Source organism: Wolbachia endosymbiont of Drosophila bocki (genome assembly GCF_028982005.1).
In the GTDB taxonomy this organism is placed as follows: Bacteria; Pseudomonadota; Alphaproteobacteria; order Rickettsiales; family Anaplasmataceae; genus Wolbachia; species Wolbachia pipientis.
The window spans coordinates 1-1,567 of the sequence record NZ_JAPQLG010000116.1 but is presented as its reverse complement, the minus strand read 5'-3'; the positions used below and the strand labels follow the sequence as shown (position 1 = coordinate 1,567).

The following is a 1,567-nucleotide window of genomic DNA, read 5'->3' as shown; positions in this document are numbered from 1 at the left end:
TAGATATACCTCTTTCTTAACTATGCTTATTTTACCTCATATTTTCGAGATCCTTAACAGGTTCTTAGCCACTAACACGTAGCGGGATGACGATTGTCGATAAATCTAAGTTACTTTAGCAACAGTTATTCTCCACTAAATTACTCTGAATTTTGGTTATATTATTTGCGGATTTCACTGCTGAAATCTCAAATTTTGAGCTTGTGTTCAAAAATGATTCAACTGACCTGCCAAAAAAATCATATCTCCATCCCTTGAATAATTTATCTGTCTGTCTAGATATTGACCCGGTTAACTCATCTTTTGAAGAAACTAATTTCCTTGATATGTTACTTTCTTTACATTTACTATCTAAAATAATTGAGAGTATATCAAGTACAGATTTGTCATAATTACTCGATAAGGTGTTGTTTTGCTGCATCCAATTTCTCTCATTTTCATTAAAAATATTCACAAACTCTAGTAAATCCGCATCTTTTATATTTTTTGTATTCCTCTTGAGATCATCTAAAATCTCATCAACATGCTCTACATTTTTTTCAATAAAATCAGCTATTACAGCATTATTGATTATTTTATTACGGTTCATATTATAGCGCTGTGCTAAGGTTTCTTGCCACTCACTAACTGCTTTAACAGTTAGTATCAATCTTGGATTTACTTCATAATTAAATTTAATCCTCTTCCATGCATCTTTTGGGCTATGTAAATACTTATTTATATCAACTATTGATTCCATCTCTTCTTGAAACCAACCCATCCTATTATTTTCTTCAAGTTTATTGCACAATATTTGGTATAGGTCATATAGGTGTACCACGTCGTTTACTGCATAATCTAACTGATCTTCGGACAACGGACGCCTTAACCAGTCTGAATTTTTAGCTTTAATTTTATCCAGTGCTATTCCTTGATATTGCTCCACTACTTTTGAGTAACCAATAAAGTCATGATAATAATGACAAAACATAGCAGCAACTTGGGTATCAAAAATGGGAGTAGGAATACATTTAAACACAGTGAGTAAGGATTCTATATCCTGCCGGCAGCTATGAAACACTTTGGTTATCCCCTGATTTAGCATTATTTTCTTAATGAATGATAAATCAATTTCTGGCACTAATGCGTCTACAATAAAACTCTTCTCTCCGTAAGAAATTTGAATTAACGATAATTTTGGGTAGTAGATTAAATTATTTCTAATGAACTCCGTGTCAACTGCTATAAATTTCGGCTTTTTTGCTATCAACCCCTCACATATGTCCTCCAGCTCCGACGTTGTATTAATTAACATATGTTCTTTATTCAGTGGTTCTACTTTACCACTTATATTAAATTTTTGCAATTAATGACTTCTTGCAGAACTTTCTATCACTCATTGGCATAACACAAATAGCCTTTTCCATCCCAATTCCAGTGCTTCCTTCTCCTGTCATCCAAGTAGCTGACACTGGGATCTAGAAGACTTAATTTCAACCAAGTGGCTGCATAATAAAGGCTGGATTCCAGTGGGCTTTGTTGCATCGCTAGCTATGATGGATTAAAGATAAAAAAGATGGAGAATATC

Annotated in this window: 1 protein-coding gene; it reads right to left on the bottom strand. The window is 33.3% G+C overall.

Annotated features, from left to right (window positions below):
• Positions 1 to 115: 115 nt before the first annotated feature.
• Positions 116 to 1,294, bottom strand: a complete 1,179-nt coding sequence (locus OZD61_RS02505; protein WP_141457325.1) for a ribonuclease D — start codon at positions 1,292 to 1,294, stop codon at positions 116 to 118.
• Between the last annotated feature and the right edge of the window lie 273 nt (positions 1,295 to 1,567).